We start from the raw sequence: 16,712 nt of genomic DNA on the forward strand, positions 1-16,712 counted from the left end.
TGCGCTGCAAGGAAGCCGCTGTTCAACCGTTCCCTGCCTCTGTCCAGAAAGCCGTTTTTGCTTCCGCACCAGCCTTCCCGGCGCGCCTGTCACCGTTCGGCGGACGCCACAAACTCGCCCGCCCATTCGCGCAGCTTTTTCTTGTCCGTCTTCCCAAGCAAGTTTTTCGGCAAGTAGCCGACGATTTTGACAAATCGTGGGCTTTTGTATTTCGCCACCTTTTCCTGGCAAAAGCGGATGAGCTCCTCTTCCGTCACATCCGCTCCCCGCCGGACGACGACATAAGCGGCGACTTCCTCGCCCATTTTCGGCGATGGGACGCCGACCACCCCGGCGTCGACGACCGCGGGATGGGAGAGAAGCAGCTCTTCCAAATCGCGCGGATAAATGTTGAATCCGCCGCGAATGATCACGTCTTTTTTCCGGTCGACGATAAACACATACCCGTCTTCATCGATGCGCGCCATGTCGCCTGTATACAGCCACCCGTCGCGCAGCGCCTGGCGGGTCTCTTCGTCCTTTTTGTAGTAGCCTTGAAACACGTTCGGCCCGGAGACGATCAGCTCTCCGACTTCATTCGGCGGCAGGCGGTTGCCGTTTTCGTCGATGACCGCCACTTGCACGCCAGGCAGCGGAAGTCCGACCGACCCGGGCTTGATCGGCTTCGTCGGATCGGTCGCCGTCACGATCGGGGCGGCTTCCGACAATCCGTATCCTTCTAAAATGAGGCAGTTGAACTTGCGCTGGAACTGCCAGGCGAGCGACGGCGGCAGCGAAGCCGAACCGGACACGCAGGCGGCGAGGCTTGAAGTGTCGTATCGGTCGGCGTCCGCGTAATGGCATAAAGTGTGAAACATCGCCGGCACCATCGCCGTATGCGTCACCCGATGCCGTTCGATCGCCTCGAGCACTTTTTTTGGCTCGAAATACGGCAGCAGGACGATTTTGTCGCCCAAAAGGAGCGCCACATTCATCATCGTGAAACCGAATGCATGGGAGATCGGCAGCACGCCGAGCCCCGTGCGTTCGTATTCAACGGGCAGCCGCTTCGCCATCTCGGCCGCCGCCTCGGCGTTTGTGTACAAGTTGCGGTGCGTCAATACGACCCCTTTCGGCCGGCCGGTCGTTCCTGACGTATAAAGCAAGGCCGCCGCATCGCCATCGGCGACCGCCAATGGCGGCAGATGGGACGGAGCCTGCTCCATCGCCGTTCGCAACGAACGCGGCGAGCCGGAGCTGTCGAGCGTAAAAATGGCCGGCGGCGACGGCAGCCCTTGGGCCGCTTCGTTCACTTTCGCCCATAACATCTCGGCGGTCAGCACGATGTTCGGTTCGCAATCTTGGAAAATGTAACGAAGCTCCTGCGCCTGCAACAGCGGCAGCACCGGCACGACAACCGCCCCGGCTTTGGCGACGGCGCTGAAAGCGATGATCACTTCCGGGCTGTTCGGCATCGTGACGACGACGCGGTCGCCGGGCTTGACTCCGAGCCCGATCAACACGTGAGCCAGCTGGGACGAACGGGCGTCGCACTCCACGTTCGTATATTCGTTTCCTTCAAAAATGAGCGCCGGATACGAACCGAACTGCTCGATATTTTTCGCCCATACCGTTCGTAAGTCCATTCCCCCGTCTCCTTTACCCGAAAAGGCGGCCGACCGGCGAGGCAGGCCGGGCCCGCCGCCTTTCGTTTCTTTCCTTCCGGCGGACGGCGCCGCCGTTCGGTCAGCGCGCTTATTGGTTTTGCTTGGCGCTGTTGTAGGCGGACAACACTTCCTGAAGGCGGAGCGCCAATCCCATGTCCCCGTCGATGCGAAGACGCCCGCTCATAAACGCTTCCGTTCCGTTGAGCTCGCCGTCGACCATTTGTTTAAAATCGTCGCCGTCCATGCTGAGCGTGCAGTCCGGCGTTTCTTGCTCCCCTTCAATGACAAAGCCGGCGTCGGGGCGAAGAACGACTTGGTACACTCCGGCATCGGCCCCGCTTAAGTTGAATTGGTACACCGCGACGATTCCGTCGGCGCGGGATGGATCCTCCCTCAATTGTGAATCGATCAGTTGGAAAATGTCTCTTACCGTCGTCATCTTCACAGCCTCCTTAAAATTTTGAACTATCTGAAATTTTTGTTTGTGCTTTTACTATAACGCGTTTTCCGTTCCTGTCCTATCCCGAAAATCGTCGGAACTTTCTTCCCGCCGGCGTGCCGCTCCCCGATGTTTTTACGCTCGCAAAGCCGCAAGCAGCGCGCGCTCGTCGATCAGCTCCAAATAGCGGCGATACAGCGGAAACGCCGGCACGATGCGCGGCAGGAGCTGCAGCGCTTTCGCCCTTGACCCTTTCGCCTTCATTTTCCCGGTCATGAGCGCCAGCGGAACGTTGACGTTGCCGCCCCAAAACTGATGGGCGACATCCCCGGTCGTCCGGATGGCGACATCCGGGGCAGTGGGCGACCTCCCGAAAAACACGGCGTAGTTTTCGCCTTCGTTCAGCCGCCTCGCATCGATGCCGATGACCGCCTCCGGATCGGTCAAACAAAAGGCGAACGCAGCGCGCGACCGCCGGATTTGCTCGCCGATGCGGTTGATTTGCTCCACTTCCCCGCCGTATTCGCGATACGCCGGATGATGCCCCCACCATGCCCGCAGCTCCTCCGCCGTCCGCGGCCGCGCCGGGATTTGCATGAATTCGCCGATCACCCGGTATACGTGCCTGTCATCGCGAAACAGCCCCACAGATCATCCCCCCTTTGCCGGTTCGCTACTCCCATTTTGGCGCGAAACAGCGCCGGCGGCAATTCCGACAATTACCGGGGGAAGGGGGCATGGCCGGCGCAAAGAGCGGCGCACAATTGCGGAAGAAACGCACCGGACGCCGCGAAAAACGTGGCATGGGACGCGCGTCATCACGAAACAAAGCACCGGACGCCGTGAAAAAAACCGGCATGAGGCGGCGCGCTTCTTCACAAACAGCCAAAAGCAAGGCCGGCCGGGGCCGGCGCCGAAAAGCAGAAAAAAAACGGCCGCCCTTTTCCGTTCGGGCTGCCGTTTTGGGACAACATCCATTTTGCTTGGCGAATGGTTTACAAATGCGCCAGCCGCATGACGTCGCGGGCGATCATGACCTCTTCGTTCGTCGGGATGACGAGCACTTTGACCGGCGAGTGCGGGTAGCTGATGAACGCTTCTTTGCCGCGCACTTTGTTTAACGCCGGGTCCCAGTAAACGCCCATGAATTCAAGGCCGCGCAGCACTTTGGCGCGCACGACGTCGCTGTTTTCGCCGATGCCGGCGGTGAAGATGATGGCGTCGACGCCGCACATGCGCGCCGCATACGAACCGATGTATTTATGAATGCGGTTCGCAAACACTTCAAGCGCCAGCTCGGCCCGTTCGTTTCCTTCCGCCGCCGCTTTTTCCAAGTCGCGCAAATCACTGGAAATACCGGACAGGCCGAGCATGCCGCTTTTCTTATTCAAGACGTTAATGACTTCGTCCGCCGTCATTCCCGTTTTTTCCATAATGTACGGAATGAGCGCCGGATCGATGTTGCCAGAGCGCGTCCCCATCGCCACGCCGGCTAATGGCGTAAAGCCCATCGACGTGTCGATCGATTTGCCGCCTTCAACCGCCGCGATGCTCGCGCCGTTTCCTAAATGGCACGAGATGAGGCGCAGCTGCTCGATCGGCCGTCCAAGCAGCTCGGCAGCGCGCAAGGTGACGTATTTGTGCGACGTGCCGTGAAAGCCGTATTTGCGAATGCCGAATTTCGTGTAATACTCGTATGGCAAGCTGTACAAAAACGACTGCTCGGGCATCGTTTGGTGGAACGCCGTATCAAAAACGGCGACGGCCGGCACGTTCGGCAGCACTTCCTGAAACGCGCGGATGCCGACAAGGTTGGCCGGGTTATGAAGCGGGGCGAGCTCGGACACTTCTTCGATTTGTTCCATCACTTCATCCGTGATCAACACCGAATCGCTGAATTTCTCCCCGCCGTGGACGACGCGGTGGCCGATGCCGTCAATTTCGTCAAACGACCGGATGATGCCGTAGCGAATCAGTTTGTCAAGCAACATTTTCACCGCAACCGCATGGTTGGGTATGGAAGTCACTTCCTGCTGCTTCTCCCCGTTCACAACCATCGTAAAAATCGCGTCATCAAAGCCGATGCGTTCGACGACCCCTTTCGTCAACACCGTTTCCGCCGGCATGTCAAACAATTGGAATTTCAACGACGAACTTCCCGCATTAATGGCTAGCACTTTCGCCATATAGTTCACAGCTCCTTTTTCCGAAATCCAATCGCACCTACCGTTATTGTGCGCGATTGGGCGCCGTTTCACCATGCCTTTTTCATTGTATGCCTTCCCTTTCTTCCTTTCAAGCGCTTGCCCTTTTGGTAATCGGTTGCAAGGAAATGTTTTTATGTTGCGAAAATAAAAACAGCCCCCAAGCGTGTTGGAGGCTGTCAACTCCCTTTTTCATCGGCAATCCACGCATCGATTTTCGCCATCATCGCCTGCATCGCCGTCTTGTTGGAAAAGCGCGGCAGTTCGGCGAGCAGCACGTGTTTCGGCGCTTTCGCTGTCGATCCTTTCTTTTGCAAAATGAATATGCTTTTCGCCGCCTGTTCGTGCTTAAACATCGACAGCGGCAGCTGCAGCACTCCTTGAACGATGGCCGCCTCTTTTAAAAATTCATTCAGCTGGCCGGCCTGCGGGCTTGAAAACAGCGTGTTCGGGATCAAGAAAAACAAATAGCCGCCGTCTTTTGTATACCGCAAGCTTTGCTCGATCAGCAAATGGTGCGCATACGACCGCCCTTCCTTCGCTTTTAACGCAAAGCGGGCGGCATTGTCATCGTCCGGATAATAGCCGACCGGCAAATCGCAGACGACGACATCGGCCGGTTCGACAAAGAGCGGACGCAAGCTGTCTTGGTTAAACAGCTGCACCGCGTGTTGTTGCAAGTTGGCGTTTACATACGCCAGTTTGACGAGCAGGTCGTCGACATCGACGCCATAACTTTTCGCCTGTTTGCCGGCAAGACCGTTTAGCACCGCTGTCAATAAGTTCGCCGTGCCGACAGCTGGATCGAGGACGGTGAGCGCCAAATGCGGGCGCGTAAACCGCCGGACTAAATACGCCAAAAACAAACTGACCGCATCCGGCGTCATTTGATGGTTCGGCTGAACGTGCTGGCGCATCCCTTTTAAAACGGCAAGCTGAAACGCCTTGCGGATGTCCTCGTTTTGAAACCGGCTCAGCACTAGTTCGCAATACTGTTTTTTCAGCCGTTTCGTGTTCAGCTCGCTCACTTCGTCTTGCAACACATCGCCATGAAACAAATTTTCTCCTGTTTCAGCGACCGCTTCCAAGTACGTGCATTGCAGTTCTTCCTGCAAAATAGAAGCTGTTTCATCCAATACGGTGAACAGCCGCTCAACGGGCGTCATCATTCCGTATATCCCCCTTTCGGCCCATGTCTCTTCTGCCATTGTACGCCGATCCGGCCCCGTGCAGCAAGAAAAGACCCCGAACAAGCCGGGGTCTTTTCCTTATTTCGCCGCTTTTGCCGCTTCAATGGCCGCTTCGTAGTTCGGATGGTTCGTCACTTCCGGCACGTATTCGACGTATGTGACCGTGTCGTTGCTGTCGATGACAAACACCGCGCGGGCAAGCAGGCGCAATTCTTTGATCAAGACGCCATACGCTTGTCCGAATGACACATCGCGATGGTCGGACAACACTTCGACGTTTTCGATGCCGGCGGCGCCGCACCACCGTTTTTGGGCAAACGGCAAATCGACGCTGATTGTCAGCACTTTCACATTGTCAAGCTTCGCCGCTTCTTCGTTAAACCGGCGGGTCTGTGCGTCGCAAACGCCGGTGTCAAGCGACGGCACGACGCTGATTAAACGGACATGCCCTTTCGTATCGGCGAGCGTCACTTCTTGCAAATTTTGGTTCAACACGGTAAAGTCCGGCGCCTTGTCGCCGACTTTCACTTCATTGCCGACGAGCGTGACCGGATTGCCTTTAAACGTCACATTGGCCATGGGCTCTCTCTCCCCCTTAAGAAAAAATATGTACTATTTCCATAGTGAACTACCCACCCCCTACACTTCGCTTAGAGGTGGGGGCTTCAAGCGACTTGTGTGTGTTCGCCGAACGGTAAGCCACACACAAGAACCGTTTACGCTTCCCTTCGTTCCAAAGGTGTCCGTTCTAGCCATATTCTATCATATTCGTTGGTTAACGCCAACCGAAATTCATCTCCCACTTTCCCTTCGCTTCGAAGTGGGAGACTTCTTTCGGAAAGATGTTAAATGTCAAAGTCGTTTGCCGTGGCAGAAGCTGCACCGTCTTGCTTGTTTTTCTTCAGCATTGCTTGAATTTTCTCAAACGCCTGCGGGGCGACATCAAGAATTTTTTCGTATAAATGCGTGCTTTCATCCAGATGGAGAAGTTTGACGCCCGATGAGTTGACGACGAGAAACGCGATCGGGGTGATCGACACACCGCCGCCGCTGCCGCCGCCAAACGGATGTCCGTTTGCCTGGGCTTGCCCGTTTTGCCCATTGCCGCCGGTTTGCGCCCCTTGGCCGTTTTGCTGGCTGTCAAGCGTAAACTCGCTGCCGCCGGCTGCAAACCCGAACCCGACCTTCGACACCGTTAAAATGACGCTGCCATCCGGCGTCTCGACCGGGTCGCCAATAATCGTGTTGACGTCAATCATTTGTTTTAAGTTTTCCATCGCGGTTGTCATTAGCCCTTGGATCGGATGGTTCGTCATCATCATTCCTCCTAATAGCCTTCATTTGCCTGCCTTGCCGCAAGCGATTTTCGCTTCGGCAGGCGCCGCCGTCCGCGCCAATGTTTGATGATCCGCAATCCTGCTACCATAGCATGCCCGATTCGGAAATGAAACATACATAAAAACGACGTTTCCGAGACAATCCGGTCATACGCGGGAACGATCACGATCACCGGGATCGTGTTCATCTTCGTGTAGCGGCTCACCGCGCCGGTGATCGTATATTTCAGCGACCAGCCAAGCCCGGCGACCAGCCCGGTCGACGCCGCATCACCGGTGCCGATGTTCGTTTTCCATTCCCATGTTGTAATCGTGATATGGCGGTAAAATCGTTTCATAATTTCATGCAAGTCAACGACTTGTTTTAGAAATCGTTTTACTTGTCGAAAGAAATCCACTATGTCTCCCGGCGTCCATTTGCGTTTCTTTTCCTTTTTGGCCCGCGTCCCCCCGACTCCTTCTTTATGAACGAATGCCACACCGGGCGACTCCGGTTCGGTTTCGAGCTTGATGAGCGGCACGCGAACCGTATAACGAATGAGGCCAAATAGCGTGCGCACAACGATTTTATACTCATCATCATCTCGGGCATGGCGAAACACAATCGTCACCGAGATTTTCATCCATGCGATCAGAAGGAGAAACAGGATACCCGCCACGACAGCTATGATCACGACTCTCAATGTCCGCACTTCCTTTCACCATATCATATTGTCACCATATGGAAAAAAAATAAACCTGCCATTGCGGCAGGTGGATATGATGGATGAGAGGCCGATCCGAACAAAAGCGAGTCAATCGCGAATGACGATCGTATCGGCAAACTGGTCGTGCATCCCTTTTTTCTTTTCCGAAAAAGCGACAAATAAAAAACCGACAAACAGCAATGTTTTGCTGATGAACTTTCCGATCACTTCCCGAAACAGCACGGTCAGCCACGTGAGCGGCACGCCCCGCTCGTCGACAACTTTTAAGCCGAACACCATTTTGCCAAGCGTCTGTCCGAACGCTTTTGTCATCAATACAAAGTAGGCGTAAAAGACGACTGCCGCCGCCACTGAGGCTGGGGCGAACATGTCTTCCCGCTCAAGCGGCAGATCGAGCCAACGAAACAACGGCCAAACAATGAGCCGGTTTACACTTGAAACGACGACGACGTCAAGCAAATACGCCCAAAAGCGGAGCCAAAATCCGCCGTAGCGGGGGGCGGAGTCCACCGCCGCATCGGGGATGGACGCCGTCGACGCCGCCGTTTGCATGTCCTCCATGTTTTCATCCCCCTTACTCGGCGTATAAATACATAAGCCGCGGCGAGGACGGCTGCGACAACAACCGGAGCAGTTCGGCCGCTTCGCTGTCCGGCTTGGCCTTGCTGGAAGCGAGCGCAAACAACGAACTCCATGGGGCACCGCTTACATATTTCACCACTTGGGCGTCTGCGAGCCGATGCTCTTTTTTCAGCGCGGCAATCGCATCGTCCAAATAGCCAAGCTCATCAATCAACCGGAGCGCTTTCGCCTGCCGGCCGTCGTAAATGCGGCCGTCCGCCAGCTTGCGCACCGTCTCTTCCGGCAGCTTTCTCCCTTCGGCAATGACATCGACAAACGCCTCGTACGACTGGTTGATCAGCCGCTGCAAAATGTCCCGCTCCGCATCGGTCATTTTGCGCGCCGGATTCATGATGTCTTTGTACGGGCCGCTTTTGATCGTGACGAGCTCGACGCCGTATTTTTTCGCCAGCTGTTCGTAGTTCAAGCTTTGCATAATGACGCCGATCGAGCCAGTGATCGTCTCCGGGCTGGCAAAAATTTTATCGCCGGCTGTTGCGATGTAATAGCCGCCTGATGCTGCCATCGCCCCCATCGATACGTAAATCGGCTTTTTCGTTTCGTTTTTCAGCTTCAGCAGCTGATCGTGAATTTCCGCGCTTTCGGCCACCCCGCCGCCCGGCGAGTTGATGCGCAACACGACCGCTTTGACATCGTCATCTTCTTTCACTTGTCTGATCATTTGCAAAAACGTCTGATGGTTATAAAGCGGCGAGGCCAACAACGCATCGGCTTCCGCTGCCTCCTCAATGACACCGCTCACTTCCAGCACGGCGATTTTTTGCAGCGGGTCACCGTCTTCGACGACCTCCTCGCTAAACGGCTCCTCCATAAGCGTCAGCCAGTTTTCCGACCATGTTCCGGCCTCGTCAGACAGCAGTGCACCGATGGTATTAACGAGTACGGACATAATAAATAGAGCAGCAGCGATCGCCAGCGCCGTCCACCGTTTTCGATTCATCCTCTTCCCCCTTTGCATCGGCTGCCATATTTTTAGAATCATGGCAAACGTGATACAATATTCATTGTACATCGGTTCAAGATTTGATGCCATTGGGAGGGCGCAAAATATGGACATGGAACGCAACCGTCTTTATTTTTTTTATAAGCATGACGATGAGCTGATCGAACGGGTAAAGCCGCTCATCGAGCGGGCCGAGCGCGGGCCGTTTGTCGTTGTCGACGACGCCCGGGAAGCGAACATTATCGTCAGCATCGGCGATGACGGGGCATTTTTGCAGGCGGTCCGGCAGACCGGATTCCATCCCGACCGTTTATACGTCGGGGTATCAACGCTGCCGGCGCGCGGGTTTTATTGTGATTTCCAAATCGACGATATCGACCATATGGCCGAGGCGGCTAGAAACTGGAAACTCGAAGTGCGGCGCTATCCGGTTATTGAAGTGACGATCGACGGGACGGCTTCGTTTTTCTGTTTGAACGAATGTTCCATCCGCTCACAAATCATTAAAACGATGGCGGTCGACGTGTTCATCGACGACTTGCATTTTGAGACGTTCCGCGGCGATGGCATTATCGTCTCAACGCCGACCGGCAGCACCGGCTACAACAAGTCGGTGCGCGGAGCGGTCGTCGATCCGCTCCTGCCGTGCTTCCAAGTGAGTGAACTCGCCTCGCTCAACAGCAACCGTTACCGCACGCTCGGCTCGCCGTTCATTTTGAGCGGCACGCGGACGCTGACGCTGAAAATTTCGGAGGAAACAAGCCATTTTCCGATCATCGGCCTCGACAATGAAGCGCTCAGCATCCAGCATATTGAACGGATCGACATCCGTCTGAGCGACCGGGTCGTGAAAACGGTGCGCTTAAAAGACAATTCGTTTTGGGATAAAGTGAAGCGCGTCTTTTTGTAGCGATCGCAAAAAAGGGTGCTCTGCGTCGGCAGAACACCCTTTCGCTTTGCGGATCGCTTCACGCGGCCCGCTTCCTCTTCCTGAAACGGGCCGCGTGAAAGCCGGGCCGAGACGGACTTCGCTAAGCTCACGTCGCAAAACCCCGTGCCGCGGCGTTTATGACGACCGGCCGAAGAGGCGCGCTTCCCGCTCGCGCAGCTCGACGCGGCGGATTTTGCCGGACACCGTTTTCGGCAAGTCGTTGACAAATTCGATTTTGCGCGGATACTTGTATGGGGCGGTCAACTGTTTGACATGTTCTTGCAACGCCGGGATGAGGGACGGATCAGTTTGGTCGATCCCTTCGCGCAAGACGACGAACGCCTTGACGACATGGCCGCGCACTTCATCCGGGCTGGCGACAACCGCGCATTCTTTCACCGCCGGATGTTTGACGAGGGCGTCTTCGACTTCAAACGGACCGATCGTATACCCGGAACTGATGATGATGTCATCGCCGCGCCCTTCAAACCAAAAATAGCCGTCTTCGTCTTTGCGCGCCTTGTCGCCGGTGATGTAGTAATCGCCGCGGAACTGCATCGCTGTCCGCTCCGGGTCTTTGTAGTAATGTTTAAACAACGCCGGCGTTTCGACATGGACGGCGATATCGCCGACTTGTCCCGGCGGGCACGGCTCACCGTTTTCATCGATAATCTCGACGCGGTTGCCCGGCGTCGGTTTCCCCATCGAGCCCGGCTTGATCTCCATTCCTTTCATGACGCCGACCAGCAGCGTATTTTCCGTCTGCCCGTAGCCGTCTCGCACTTCGATGCCGAAATGTTTGGCAAACGTGTCGATCACTTCGCGGTTGAGCGGCTCACCGGCTGAAACGGCGCTATGGAGAGGGGACAAATCGTAGCGGCCGATGTCCGGCACTTTCGCCATCAGACGGTACTCGGTCGGCGTGCAGCAAAGCACATTGATTTGATATTTTTCGAGCAGCCGCAAATATGTTTCCGGCTCAAAACGGCCGTAATAGACAAAGCCGGTCGCCCCTGAGCCAAGCACCGACAAAAACGGACTCCAAATCCATTTTTGCCATCCCGGTCCGGCCGTCGCCCAGACGAGATCGCCCTCTTCAATGCACAGCCAGTTTTTCGCCGCTGTGCGCAAATGGGCGTACGCCCAGCCATGGCAATGCACAACCCCTTTCGGATTGCCGGTCGTGCCGGATGTGTACGATAAAAACGCCATATCATCGCGCGACGTGTCTGCCGCTTCAAGCACCTCGCTTTCCTTTGCCATGCACGCTTCAAGCGGCAGCCAGCCGTCATGAACGTGTTCGCCAATCGAAAATTTGAGCAGTTGATCGATGCCATCGATCGGAGCGAACTCGCCGAGATACGGTTCGTAGGCGACGATCGCCTTTACTTCCCCGTGGAACAGCCGGTATTGCAAATCTTTTGTCCGCAGCATCTCCGAGCTCGGAATGACAACCAGCCCGGCTTTGAGCGCCCCTACATACACTTCATATGCCTCAATGAGGCGCGGCACCATGACAAGCACTTTGTCTCCTTTCTGAAGACCGCGCGATAAGAAAGCGTTTCCAATTTGATTGGCGCGCGCCATCAGACGGCCGTATGTAATCTCCCGCGTTTCCCCTTGCTCGTTTTCCCATTTTAACGCGATCCGATCCGGATCAGCCGTTGCGTGTCTTTCCATTTCCGATGTTAAATTGTACCGCTCAGGCGCGATCAATTCTTCCCGCCTCATCGTTCCTCCCCCTGTTCCTCGTTAGTTTGCCGGTGCCGGCATTTTCATTATACAAAACAGTTGTTATATTTTGAATACTTTTTTGACATCTTGAACGCTCTCCCACCTCCACGTACGCTTCAAGGTGGGAGATTCTTGGAAACACCCGCCCCGCGGCAGACTCTATGTATGATCTTTCCTTTCGTATACAGGAACGTGTGTTCTATATCTTCCGTTTCTGTTTTGCGGAAGCAAGAGTAGCGGCAAATCCCGATTTCTCCCCCACTGACGCCCGCGCGTGGAAGCGGGGATCTTCTCGTTCAAAATGATAAACGGCGGGGAAGACCCCGCCGTGAAGCCATCATATGAAATTAAAATTGGCGTGCACCGCCCAATTGTTGTTGCGCCATGGCTACGAGACGTTTCGTGATCTCGCCGCCGACCGAACCGTTGGCGCGGGAAGTCGTGTCAGCGCCTAAATTGACGCCAAATTCTTGGGCGATTTCATATTTCATTTGTTCGAGCGCTTGTTGGGCACCCGGAACAAGCAATTGATTGTTGTTGTTGTTGCGTGCCATCTGTTTTCACCTCCTTGTGTCTATAGAATGTGTGAAAACAGACGGCCATATGCAGCAACGCTTTTGGTAAATTTTGAGATTTAGAACAGTCCGGCAAACTCGTCCGTCCGCCCAGTCTCTTCGTCCATCACCATCGTTTCCGTCTCGTTGATCGCCTTCTCGAGCAGCGGAGCGAGATCGAGTTCGCGCTCATAATGGAGCACTTTCTCTTTTTTTGGCTTCGTTTTCGGCGCCCGCGGCGTAAAAATGGTGCAGCAGTCTTCGTATGGAAGAATCGAAATATCGTGGGTGTCGATGTGCTTCGCCATCTCGATAATTTCCATTTTATCCATGGAAATGAGCGGGCGCAAAATCGGTGTGTTCGTCACTTCGTTAATGACGTGCATGCTTTCAAGCGTCTGGCTCGCCACTTGGCCGAGACTTTCCCCGGTGACGATCGCCAACGCCCGCTGGCGGCGGCGCAAGGCATCCGTAATGGTTAACATCGCCCGCCGGGTGGAAATGAGCGAGTATTCGTTGGGCACCCCTTGGTAAATGGCTTGCTGCACTTCGGTAAACGGCACGATGTGCAGCTTCATTTTTCCACCGTACGTCGTCAGCTTGCGCACTAAATCAATCACCTTTTGCTTCGCCCGCTCGCTGGTAAACGGCGGGCTGAAAAAGTGAACCGCCTCAATTTCCAAGCCGCGCTTCATCGCCAAATACCCAGCGACCGGGCTGTCGATGCCGCCGGAGAGCATGAGCATCGCCTTGCCGCTCGTCCCGACCGGCAGGCCGCCAGCGCCGAAAATGTCGCGGCATGTGACATACGTGCCGTCTTGGCGCACTTCGACGCGCACATCGATGTCCGGCTCGCGCACATTGACCGTCAAGTCGTCCGTCTGCCGCAAAATATGCGCCCCGATTTCATGGTTCAACTCGTCGCTTCGGTACGGAAACTGTTTATTGACGCGACGGGCGCTCACTTTAAACGTTTTTCCTTTGTACGGCAGCTGCCGGATGGCGGCGAGCGCCGTTTCTTTGATCGCCGCCAAGTCGTTTTCGCATTTCATCGCCAAGCTGAACGAATGGATGCCAAAGACGGTTTTCAGCTTGTCGATGATCGGCTCGTGCGGCTCACCGTTTAATAAAATGTACATCCGGTCGCGCATATATTCAATCTGAATTCTAGGAAATGCCTGCAGTTTGCGGGCGATGTTTTGTTTCAGCCGCCGCACGAACACATTGCGGTTTTTTCCTTTCGTCGTCATTTCCCCATAACGGATTAAAATGCGGTCATACTTCATCTCCATATTATCCCGTTACCTCGCTTAATGTTTTGATCGCCTGTCGGATGGCCGCCACTGCCGGCGCGATCTCTTCCCGTGTATTGTCAAACGACAAGCTGATGCGGATGCCGCGCTCGGCCCGGTCTTCGCCAACCCCCATGGCCAGCAGCGTTTGGCTCGGCGCCTTTTTTTTCGACGAACAAGCCGATGTTGTCGAGACGTAAACACCGCTTTTTTCCAGTTCATGAACGAACACTTCCGGCTTCATGCCGCGCTTTAAGGAAAAGTTGATGATATGCGGGGCGGCGCCGTCCCGCGGCGTGTTGATCTCAATGTCCGGAATGGCGGAAAGAGCGGTCAGCCACTCGTCTTTGAGCGCCTTGAGCCGGTCGATCTCCCGCCCGTATCTCTCCATGGCAAGGCGGAGCGCTTTGGCCATCGCGACAATGGCGGCGACATTTTCCGTGCCGGACCGAAACCGCATTTCCTGTCCGCCGCCGGCCATTAATGGCGCCAAGCGGACGCCTTCGCGGACGTACAGTACACCGGCACCGCGCAATCCGTGAAATTTATGGGCCGATATCGTGCATAAGTCGACGCCCGCCTGTTTCAAATCGAGCGGCACTTTGCTGATGCCTTGCACCCGGTCGACATGAAACAGCGTCTTCGGATAGCGGGCTAAAAGCGCCCCGATTTCTTCAATCGGCTGTACGGTGCCGACTTCGTTGTTCACATGCATGATTGAAACGAGAATCGTATCGTCGCGCAGCGCGCGTTCGATTTGTGCGGGTGACACTCTTCCTTCCCGGTCAACCGGCAAGTACGTCACCGCAAAGCCGAGCTCTTCCAGCTGGCGACACGGCTCTGCGACGGACGGATGCTCGATCTTTGTCGTAATGATGTGCCGGCCGCGCTGCCGATACTGCCAGGCGACCCCTTTGATGGCGAAGTTGTTCGCTTCCGTCCCGCCGGACGTGAACACAACCTCGTTCGCCTTGACGCGCAGCATGGCGGCGATTTGTTCGCGCGCCTGCCCAAGCAGCCGTTCCGCCCTCATGCCCAGCCCATGGAGCGAAGACGGATTGGCAAAATAGTCCGTCGCGACCGTGACAAACGAATCGATCACTTCCGGGAACGGTTTCGTCGTCGCGCTGTTATCAAGATAAATCATCGTTTCCATCCTCCGCTCGTCATCGGCAAATGTACATAACCATCATATAAAAGCGGGCCGAAAACAGCAATGAAAACACACATACACTTACATTATTCGCCAAAAACCCGATAAATATCGGATTTTGCCGATATTTATCGGGTTTGGATCAGCTTTCGCCCCCATCATCCGCCCGCCAAAGCTGCTGCACGCGATTGAACGCGCCCGGCTCAACGCTTTCAATCGTCGCCACCGCCTGCCGGAGCGCTTCTTCGTAATCGTAATGGCGGAACAAAAATTCGGCTTCCTCAAGTCCTTTGTGAACCGCCGGATAACGGCGGCGGTAGCGGTTGCCGTATTGAATCGTCCGTTCGGCCAACGCCGCCTGTTCGACCATTTCGACTGTCCGCTCATACAACCGTTCAACAGACACTTTGGCCTCTTCGAGCGCCTCGTCGACCGCCGGCATGTCGAGCGGCTTTTCCTCAAGGCGGGCGGCGACGGTTTGCAAGCTCGTTTTGGCCTCTGCAAGCTCGTGTGAATAAGACTCCGACAGCCCCGGCAGCCGGCTTTTTTGCACGAGGCGAAGCGCTTCGGATAGCGTTTTTCTCATGTGGTCGAGCTTTTCGCGGGCAATCAGTTCGTCTTTGCGCAACGTCTGCAGCATCACCCGAAACTGCTCATGCTCTTCCTTCATCATGCCGATGTGCCCAACGAGCTGTTCCAGCTCTTCTTTTAGCAGCGAATAGGCAGTTTTCGCCTCGGCGGCGCGGTCATGGATGAGCCAAAACCGCTTTTGCAGCTGGTGCAGCTGCTTTTCAATGCTCCGGTATTTTTCAAGGTCGCCCGGCGGCAGATGGTAGCTTTGTTGGACGAACAGCGCTTCCGCCTGCGTTTCTTTCGCGTCGGCGGCGAGCTCTTCAAGCATGCCGCCAATGCGCGGCATTTCCTTCTGCACATACTGATGGGCCAGCACTTCTTGTTCAAGTGAATCGTACAGCGCGTCGATTTCCTCCTTCAGCTCGGCGAGCGTCTGCTTTGCCTCTTCCACACGCAGCTCGCCAATCATCGCCAGACACTGCTGAATTTTGTTCTGTTTTTCCTCGATCGCGCGTTCGACATCCAAGTGGTCAAGTATGTACCCGTTTTGTTCCATTTCCCGATAGCCGTCAGCGAGCTCGGCAAGCTGGGCGGGAAGGGACGTTTGGCACTCGCCAAGCAGCGCCGGAATGTCCTTCATCATCGCAGCGAGGCGGTCAAGCTCCTGCCTGAGCGCCAAAACGACGTCACGCGCCGCCAAGTAGTTGCCGGCTTCCGTCAATTCCGCAAATGACTGAAAGTGCTTTTCCGCCTCGGCCAGGCGGACATCGAGCAGCTCGGCAGCCGCTCCAAACGTATACCGGTAAGCGAGCAACGTTTTCTTCGCCTCCCGGTGGGCGGTGCGCAGCTCTTCAATTTCAGCCCGGCTCTGCTCTTCGCTTCCGATCAGCTCGTTGACTTCATGAATGATTTGATGCACCTCTTCCTCAAGGCGGCGCAGCCCGTCCTCCGTTTGCCCGAGCAGCCGGCGCGCCTGCCGGTACCGATATTTCTCGAGAAGCGTCTCGGTGTCAAACAGCTGTTCTTCGACATTCGGCAGCTTCACGGCCACGATTTCATCCCATTGTTGGCGCCATCGTTCAAACAGCTGCTCCGTTTCCCCGGTCATGTTCAACTGCTTCACTTTCGCGAGCTCGTCCGGCACCGGCCGGTTCATCAGTTCGATTTTCCATTCCTCAAGCCGGTCGATTTCCCGATACATCCGTTTCCGATACATATGATTGTATATGATTGCTCCTGCGCCGAGGAGCAGAACGATCCATACGATTTCCATACACGAATGCCCCCTTGCACTCCAGCTAATCCGAAATGAATGAAAATGGCGGAGAAGGCAAAAATATTTGTTTTTCAATGGTTCTATGATACCA

Annotated in this window: 16 protein-coding genes; 1 reads left to right on the forward strand and 15 read right to left on the reverse strand. The window is 55.5% G+C overall.

What is annotated here, in order from left to right:
- Positions 1 to 89: 89 nt before the first annotated feature.
- The 10 genes from M493_RS13400 to sppA all read right to left on the reverse strand — a co-directional run bounded on the left by M493_RS13400 (position 90) and on the right by sppA (position 9,105).
- The gene (locus M493_RS13400; RefSeq protein ID WP_020960903.1) at positions 90 to 1,625 is read right to left on the reverse strand and encodes a long-chain-fatty-acid--CoA ligase; all 1,536 of its coding nucleotides are present in this window, start codon (positions 1,623 to 1,625) and stop codon (positions 90 to 92) included.
- Between the two features lie 109 nt (positions 1,626 to 1,734).
- Positions 1,735 to 2,085: an SCP2 sterol-binding domain-containing protein gene (locus tag M493_RS13405; RefSeq protein ID WP_020960904.1), complete on the reverse strand. Its 351-nt coding sequence runs from the start codon at positions 2,083 to 2,085 to the stop codon at positions 1,735 to 1,737.
- A 135-nt stretch (positions 2,086 to 2,220) separates the two neighbouring features.
- The gene (locus tag M493_RS13410; protein ID WP_023817704.1) at positions 2,221 to 2,733 is read right to left on the reverse strand and encodes a hypothetical protein; all 513 of its coding nucleotides are present in this window, start codon (positions 2,731 to 2,733) and stop codon (positions 2,221 to 2,223) included.
- A gap of 347 nt (positions 2,734 to 3,080) precedes the next feature.
- Positions 3,081 to 4,271: an acetate kinase gene (locus tag M493_RS13420; RefSeq protein ID WP_041267985.1), complete on the reverse strand. Its 1,191-nt coding sequence runs from the start codon at positions 4,269 to 4,271 to the stop codon at positions 3,081 to 3,083.
- Between the two features lie 197 nt (positions 4,272 to 4,468).
- Positions 4,469 to 5,458, reverse strand: a complete 990-nt coding sequence (locus M493_RS13425; RefSeq protein WP_020960908.1) for a class I SAM-dependent methyltransferase — start codon at positions 5,456 to 5,458, stop codon at positions 4,469 to 4,471.
- 99 nt (positions 5,459 to 5,557) lie between these two features.
- A complete protein-coding gene (gene tpx, locus M493_RS13430) occupies positions 5,558 to 6,058 on the reverse strand; it encodes a thiol peroxidase (protein ID WP_020960909.1) in 501 nt (166 codons plus the stop codon).
- Between the two features lie 266 nt (positions 6,059 to 6,324).
- A complete protein-coding gene (gene ytfJ / locus M493_RS13435; protein ID WP_020960910.1) occupies positions 6,325 to 6,795 on the reverse strand; it encodes a GerW family sporulation protein in 471 nt (156 codons plus the stop codon).
- An 11-nt stretch (positions 6,796 to 6,806) separates the two neighbouring features.
- Positions 6,807 to 7,439, reverse strand: coding sequence for a DUF2953 domain-containing protein (locus M493_RS13440; protein WP_128754865.1), 633 nt, complete (start codon positions 7,437 to 7,439; stop codon positions 6,807 to 6,809).
- 171 nt (positions 7,440 to 7,610) lie between these two features.
- Positions 7,611 to 8,084, reverse strand: a complete 474-nt coding sequence (locus M493_RS13445) for an RDD family protein (RefSeq protein ID WP_020960912.1) — start codon at positions 8,082 to 8,084, stop codon at positions 7,611 to 7,613.
- 13 nt (positions 8,085 to 8,097) lie between these two features.
- Entirely contained in the window at positions 8,098 to 9,105 is a 1,008-nt protein-coding gene (gene sppA, locus M493_RS13450) for a signal peptide peptidase SppA (protein WP_020960913.1), read from the reverse strand.
- A 109-nt stretch (positions 9,106 to 9,214) separates the two neighbouring features.
- Between sppA and M493_RS13455 the strand changes: the two genes are divergently transcribed.
- Positions 9,215 to 10,018, forward strand: a complete 804-nt coding sequence (locus M493_RS13455; protein WP_020960914.1) for an NAD kinase — start codon at positions 9,215 to 9,217, stop codon at positions 10,016 to 10,018.
- 156 nt (positions 10,019 to 10,174) lie between these two features.
- Here M493_RS13455 and mbcS read toward each other — a convergent pair whose 3' ends face one another.
- The 5 genes from mbcS to ezrA form a co-directional block, all read right to left on the reverse strand.
- Positions 10,175 to 11,770: an acyl-CoA synthetase MbcS gene (gene mbcS / locus M493_RS13460; protein ID WP_020960915.1), complete on the reverse strand. Its 1,596-nt coding sequence runs from the start codon at positions 11,768 to 11,770 to the stop codon at positions 10,175 to 10,177.
- Between the two features lie 350 nt (positions 11,771 to 12,120).
- Positions 12,121 to 12,327, reverse strand: coding sequence for an alpha/beta-type small acid-soluble spore protein (locus M493_RS13465; RefSeq protein WP_020960916.1), 207 nt, complete (start codon positions 12,325 to 12,327; stop codon positions 12,121 to 12,123).
- A gap of 80 nt (positions 12,328 to 12,407) precedes the next feature.
- Positions 12,408 to 13,613 (reverse strand): tRNA uracil 4-sulfurtransferase ThiI, encoded by a 1,206-nt coding sequence (gene thiI / locus M493_RS13470; protein WP_041267986.1) that lies wholly within the window; start codon positions 13,611 to 13,613, stop codon positions 12,408 to 12,410.
- A 7-nt stretch (positions 13,614 to 13,620) separates the two neighbouring features.
- The gene (locus M493_RS13475) at positions 13,621 to 14,766 is read right to left on the reverse strand and encodes a cysteine desulfurase family protein (protein ID WP_020960918.1); all 1,146 of its coding nucleotides are present in this window, start codon (positions 14,764 to 14,766) and stop codon (positions 13,621 to 13,623) included.
- A 148-nt stretch (positions 14,767 to 14,914) separates the two neighbouring features.
- Positions 14,915 to 16,618, reverse strand: a complete 1,704-nt coding sequence (ezrA, locus tag M493_RS13480) for a septation ring formation regulator EzrA (RefSeq protein WP_020960919.1) — start codon at positions 16,616 to 16,618, stop codon at positions 14,915 to 14,917.
- Positions 16,619 to 16,712: the final 94 nt, after the last annotated feature.

It is taken from the genome of Geobacillus genomosp. 3 (genome assembly GCF_000445995.2).
In the GTDB taxonomy this organism is placed as follows: Bacteria; Bacillota; Bacilli; order Bacillales; family Anoxybacillaceae; genus Geobacillus.

Coding starts and splice junctions, on each gene's coding strand:
- M493_RS13420 (WP_041267985.1), bottom strand. CDS start 4,271: ATGGCGAAAGTGCTAGCCATTAATGCGGGAAGTTCGTCGTTGAAATTC.
- M493_RS13465 (WP_020960916.1), bottom strand. CDS start 12,327: ATGGCACGCAACAACAACAACAATCAATTGCTTGTTCCGGGTGCCCAA.
- M493_RS13405 (WP_020960904.1), bottom strand. CDS start 2,085: ATGACGACGGTAAGAGACATTTTCCAACTGATCGATTCACAATTGAGG.
- mbcS (WP_020960915.1), bottom strand. CDS start 11,770: ATGAGGCGGGAAGAATTGATCGCGCCTGAGCGGTACAATTTAACATCG.
- M493_RS13475 (WP_020960918.1), bottom strand. CDS start 14,766: ATGATTTATCTTGATAACAGCGCGACGACGAAACCGTTCCCGGAAGTG.
- M493_RS13400 (WP_020960903.1), bottom strand. CDS start 1,625: ATGGACTTACGAACGGTATGGGCGAAAAATATCGAGCAGTTCGGTTCG.
- thiI (WP_041267986.1), bottom strand. CDS start 13,613: ATGAAGTATGACCGCATTTTAATCCGTTATGGGGAAATGACGACGAAA.
- ezrA (WP_020960919.1), bottom strand. CDS start 16,618: ATGGAAATCGTATGGATCGTTCTGCTCCTCGGCGCAGGAGCAATCATA.
- tpx (WP_020960909.1), bottom strand. CDS start 6,058: ATGGCCAATGTGACGTTTAAAGGCAATCCGGTCACGCTCGTCGGCAAT.
- ytfJ (WP_020960910.1), bottom strand. CDS start 6,795: ATGACGAACCATCCGATCCAAGGGCTAATGACAACCGCGATGGAAAAC.
- M493_RS13440 (WP_128754865.1), bottom strand. CDS start 7,439: ATGAAAATCTCGGTGACGATTGTGTTTCGCCATGCCCGAGATGATGAT.
- M493_RS13445 (WP_020960912.1), bottom strand. CDS start 8,084: ATGGAGGACATGCAAACGGCGGCGTCGACGGCGTCCATCCCCGATGCG.
- M493_RS13425 (WP_020960908.1), bottom strand. CDS start 5,458: ATGATGACGCCCGTTGAGCGGCTGTTCACCGTATTGGATGAAACAGCT.
- M493_RS13455 (WP_020960914.1), top strand. CDS start 9,215: ATGGACATGGAACGCAACCGTCTTTATTTTTTTTATAAGCATGACGAT.
- sppA (WP_020960913.1), bottom strand. CDS start 9,105: ATGAATCGAAAACGGTGGACGGCGCTGGCGATCGCTGCTGCTCTATTT.